Source organism: Gottfriedia sp. NPDC056225, from assembly GCF_042267765.1.
GTDB lineage: Bacteria > Bacillota > Bacilli > Bacillales > Bacillaceae_G > Gottfriedia.
This window is the reverse complement of sequence record NZ_JBHJTJ010000049.1, coordinates 1-5,328: the sequence shown is the minus strand read 5'-3', so window position 1 is coordinate 5,328 and position 5,328 is coordinate 1. Positions and strand designations below refer to the sequence as shown.

Annotated in this window: 5 protein-coding genes and 1 pseudogene; 2 read left to right on the top strand and 4 right to left on the bottom strand. The window is 32.0% G+C overall.

The annotated features are described in order from the left end of the window. From ACFCYN_RS21345 to ACFCYN_RS21330, 4 genes and pseudogenes are all read right to left on the bottom strand, one after another. The coding region (locus ACFCYN_RS21345) for a phosphotransferase (RefSeq protein ID WP_375951623.1) at positions 1–391 on the bottom strand (391 nt) is incomplete at its 3' end. 475 nt (positions 392–866) lie between these two features. Next, entirely contained in the window at positions 867–1,304 is a 438-nt protein-coding gene (locus tag ACFCYN_RS21340; RefSeq protein ID WP_375951622.1) for a GNAT family N-acetyltransferase, read from the bottom strand. Between the two features lie 137 nt (positions 1,305–1,441). Continuing rightward, positions 1,442–2,152 (bottom strand): class I SAM-dependent methyltransferase, encoded by a 711-nt coding sequence (locus ACFCYN_RS21335; RefSeq protein ID WP_375951620.1) that lies wholly within the window; start codon positions 2,150–2,152, stop codon positions 1,442–1,444. Between the two features lie 615 nt (positions 2,153–2,767). After that, positions 2,768–4,197 (bottom strand): annotated as a pseudogene (locus ACFCYN_RS21330) (IS4 family transposase). A 306-nt stretch (positions 4,198–4,503) separates the two neighbouring features. Here ACFCYN_RS21330 and ACFCYN_RS21325 point away from each other — a divergent pair. Together ACFCYN_RS21325 and ACFCYN_RS21320 are read left to right on the top strand one after the other, a co-directional pair. Continuing rightward, a complete protein-coding gene (locus ACFCYN_RS21325; protein ID WP_375951618.1) occupies positions 4,504–4,809 on the top strand; it encodes a hypothetical protein in 306 nt (101 codons plus the stop codon). A gap of 110 nt (positions 4,810–4,919) precedes the next feature. Further along, complete coding sequence (locus tag ACFCYN_RS21320) at positions 4,920–5,084, top strand: hypothetical protein (protein ID WP_375951616.1); 165 nt, start codon at positions 4,920–4,922, stop codon at positions 5,082–5,084. Positions 5,085–5,328: the final 244 nt, after the last annotated feature.

Genomic DNA, 5,328 nt, shown 5'->3' with positions numbered 1-5,328 from the left:
ATTCATTATCTACTCTGAATTTCTCCATTGCCATATGTAATGACGCTATTGTTTCTCCAAACAAATGAGGAGAATTACCATTTTGAAGGCATTCCTTAGGAGTAATTATTTCTCCTTCAAAATACTCATAAATTGAGAAATAGTGTTTTTTATATTCACAAAAATCTTCTCCATTTTTATTAAGTAACGGACGTTGAACACTTATATTTTTAGAATGTAGGTGATCTAGCAGTTCATGCTCTTTAAATATCTCTATTGGACTACCTTTTTGCTTTAAAACATATTTCTTACCATCTAGATTACTAAATATGGTTACTTTTTTTGAAATTATGTGTACGTCTTGAACAGAAAGATCCCATTTACTTACTATTTCAGAAATTTTTGAATCCACCTTTTCCACTCCCTAACTTCAACTAATTATCTATTAATGTAATAAATACCTTCTAATACAGAAAAAGCAAAGGTTGAAATCTATTATATTTTGACATCCACTTTGTTCAATGAAAAAGACCGCAGTAAGAATTCAATCGTTGTTAAACTAAAGCATGAGTTAGCCATCCATGAATCCAGGATTCACAACAGTGAACGGGAGTTTAAATCGCTCTCCCATAGTAGTTACATAAGGGAACTTGCAATATATTACCTGTTATTCATTATCTTAATTATAAAATATACTAAAAATCCTATTATTAAAAATAGTGTTGTTACGAAAAAAATAGGAAAATAATAAGTAAAGAAGGAATAATAATGCGTAGATTCAGTAATCGTCATCCGAAAACCCCTTTTCTCTTATAATTAAGATTTTTATATTCTCTTTATAAGAATTCTATACTTACCTCTTCTAGCCTCCTTAAACAACTAATGCATCAGTTGCATAAGGTTTTAACAAATCCTGTGCTGTCTGCCTTATAACCTGACCGTTTATAAAATTCGTGAGCATCAAGCCTGTCCAATTGATTTCCACTATTTAATCCGATGTAAATTGCGCCTTGATTTTTAGCCCATTTTTCAGCCTCTTGTATTAAAAGATTTCCAACCCCTTTATTACGGATTTTGCTATCAACTACAAATGAAATTACTCGACAATAAATTCCATCTTTGTTATAAAGTAAACCCGTAAATAATCCTATCATACCTATAATCTTGCTATTTTCTTCTGCAACAAGAGTATGATAATTAGAATTGGATTGAATGTGATTAAATCTTAATTCCATTTTCTCAATTGTAGTTGGAAAACCCAATTCCTTCATTAAAAATGCTAAATCTGATACATCGTTCTTATTAGCTTCTCTGATACTAACCACTTTTCCTAGCCTCCATTAATAAAGATATTTTCTATTCACAAGATTCTCTGTTATCTATAATTGTCCTTCCATATAGTCCAATAAAAAGACCATCGAAGTCGATCGTTGTGCAACTAATGCAAACGTTATTTGCAAAACTATCCAATACTATTTCTTACAAAAAACGTTATAGCGTTTGTTTTTAATAAAACAGATTTTTCACTTCGAGTAATGTTGTATTCTAATGGGTTTACAATTGTTTTTAATACTTCCCACCCTGTATATATACTACTTAATTTGTCCATCATTACTTCTGTTGAAAGATTTAATTCCATTAATGCATTTAGCTTTTCATTTGATTCTAAATCTATTTCTTGAAGTTCAGAATTTACTATAAGGCAATTTACTCCGTTACTTTTAGTCCCTTCTGCCATTTGTCGTACTACATCTTCAAAAACTTCTACTGATTTAACGTGTTCTAAAGATGATACTGCAACAATAAGATCAAACTCATTAGGCTTAATTTTATAGTTACCTATATCAGCTTTTTCCGTTCGAATTAGTTCATCGACTTTATATTGTTTACTATATTCATTTAATTTGGTTAATGCCGAATCCAGTAAATCTACACAAACAACTTTGCCATTCCTATCTTTTATTGCTTCAGCTATCGGAATACTATTTCTACCAACCCCACAACCCAAATCAATGACATTTAAGCTATCTTTATTATCAAATAATGGTAATAATTCCATTACAGTTTTAACTGGTTTATACAACCAAGAACCTTCTTCAAATAATTTATAGTTATCATAGCAAAAATCGTGATACTTCTTTTCTTCAGTTCGAATATACTCTATGCGATTCAATGTGTTCCCCCTCATATAATTGATTTTTTTCCCTTTACATTCTATATTTGAAAACAAGAATCCTTCTTCAATTAACCTGTCATTTAGTTTAAGTACATTCCTTCACAATCTCCATTCTAACCTAAACATAAATAGCCAATTTTGTTTGAAAGTCTCACTCCTTTAAATAGCAAGATTACTAAACAAGAAAAAATCCTGCAATCAAGATCAGTACAGGATTTTTAATCGGACTATTGTAAATCCACATAATACTAGAATGTAGGTACTCCTTCCCCGTGTTTTTAATTTTAAAATTAAAATTCGTCTCTATAACCTAGCTTCAATGATTTAAATTTTTCTAAAGTATCATTTGATTCTATGTAGTTTAGAATTTTAGGTACTTCCACTTTTGAGGAATAGATAATTGTTTTCGTTACTTTTGATCCTGAATGATTTTGAACTTTCTTTTTTGTCACTTCTAGCTGTTCAGTTAAGAAATTAGAGATAGGGGTCCTGCCACATACCCATCAAGCTAACAACGTAAATTACTAGATAAGAAATGAACCTTGTTTCAAAATTAATGAGTGATAGAAAAGTAGGCATGCGAAAGAAGCCTATTAAAACGCGATTTTTTTGCTAGGCAGCTTGTCTATGCTTCACCGTCGTTTCATACACAACCCCTAGAATATCAAAGACGGTCATCTTCTTATACCGATGACATTTACGACCGTTCTTTTTGAGCAGCTGATAAAGGCGATGCAGAATGTTCAAAAGTTCTTTTGTGCCAACTGCTATGGCTTGAAATAGTAACGGAAAGTAATCTTTAATCATATAAATCGCTTTGTATTCACTCAGCTCCTGCTTTTTCTTTTCAAGCAGAAGCTGTCGCATTTGAAACATTGTCGAAGAACAGAGGAGAATTCCGATAAGTTGACCATATAAATGGCACTCGAGGCGTTCTTTTTTGATTGTTTTACATTCATCGATTTCAAAGAATGACTTCCATGTTTTAAATAAAATTTCAATTTGCCAACGAAGGGAATAGAGGGAATGGACATATCCAACGGGAACTTCTTCTGCCAATGTGTTCGTGATATAGACGTTCATACCCATCAAGCGCTTACTTTTCTCCTTCATGACAATGCCTTTTTTCTTTTCACGTACCTCTTGGTTTTTCAAGCGTGTTTTCGTTTGGTCGTCGGTTAAACGATGAATCATGACACGTGCTGGAAGCTTCTGATTTTGGCCAATGTATGCCTCGGGGATTTCCATCGTTTCACCAGGGGTTAGACTAGACATCATTTGTGTCATATCAAGCTCGATGTATTCGGTTTGTTTTTTAACGTGCCATTGTTGAAGTATTCTGGCTGGGGGTTCTTGATATAAATACGTGTATTTAGCTTCAACCGCGAGATATAGTAAGCCTCTTTATCATGAATGGCTTGTAAATCTCCTAAATCAAAATAACCAAGATCACGCAAACATAAATCGCCCGCATCAACAGTTTCAAGATAGATTGTACCATATGTTTTATCATTATTCTTTCCTGGTCCAAGCTGCACATTAAGAAATTGACCACTCAGTAAATCATATTCCAATTGGATTTTCACGCCTGCGGTATTACTACTCCCACCTGAACCTTGATAATCAGTGGCAAAATGATCAGGCAGTTGAAACACTGTTTCATCTAAGATACGGGTACGATTAAAAGTAGAAATCATATGAGCAGAAAGCGATTTATTTTTACAGAGTTTTTTTGTGAGAAGAGAAGCGAAAACTTCTCGAAGAAATGCGACAACAGCCGGATTAAAGCGTTGATTCAATCCTTCTGGGCTCATCAGTACCCCTGTGGAGGCTTCTAATCGACTGCACAATTGTGTAAGTGATGTGTTAGCGATTTCCTGACTGGTCCATACACAAAGGGCAATGAGTTCGTTTGATTGAAACTTACTAGATCGCTGCACAAAGCCAACATATTTGGAAATATCTTGTAGGACTACTGGAGATAAAAAGTATTTTATCTCTTGCGCGAAAAGATTCAGTTCATTTGAAATGATAGGATTCATTAAAAAAACACCATCCATTCCGTGATATTACAGAAAGAATAGCGTTTTTTCCGTTTTTTGGGTAATGATTTGCCTTAGCTTGATGGGTATGGGGTCCTGCCAACAAAACGCGTTTTCCTGACGCTATCCCTAAAATAGCATTCACTTTTTTATTGCCGATAAGCTCCATTATGTTAACTGAGATATATGGTTTTTTCATTAAAAAACAGCATTTCTTATTCAACAAGATGGCAGGATTGTTACATAAGAAACAAGGTAATTTAAATGAATTTATAGAATGGGTATGAAGGAGGAGGGGGTATAATAATGGATATTTTAATGACGATTATGCTCATCATAATTACGATTTATAAAATATTGAAAAACAGAAAGATAATAAAGGAACTAACAAAACTTCAGATATTAGGTGTAATTATAACCTATCTTATGACGATTTTTTTAATGTTTATTTGTGTTTACTATGGTGGTAATTGGATTGGAGGAGACCTTTCAAATCTATTTGTAAGAAAATTGATTCAAATCATAGTTATCATTATAACTCTTATACTATTTGGAAGTGTTTTAGAAAAAACACTTAAAAAAATTACTAATGGGGTGCTTCCAAAAAATTAAAATTTCTTCAATTAACTGATGCGATTACATAAGAAACAGGTACTTCTTTCAGACGTAACAAAGTATAATTTTAAAAAATAATATTAAAAATCTTAGATGGAGGTAATTTAATGACAAAATTACTAATCTATCGAATTTGTTTAACTATTGTTTTATTTGTTGTCGGTATTTGGAATTATCCTTCAAAGGTATCTTCAGTGACATTATTTCTTGGGATTATGGGAGTATTTTTTACATTAGATGTTTTACGCGATAAATCCAAAAATAAGAACTAATTCAACCCATGCATTAGTTTTTTTACAAAAGCTATTGATTCACCTATTTATATTTTTTTATTGTTTGCATCGGCTTTAATAAGCATTTTTTTAAACGATAAAAGTAAAAGAAAAAATATTAAAGAATAATATATTTAAAAATATTAGGGTGAGGTTGAGAATGAAAACCTATTTGCTAAAAAGAAGTAATAATTATTTATTTATTTTAGTTGGTGGATTAAAAGGAATGTTATTAGCTGTAACG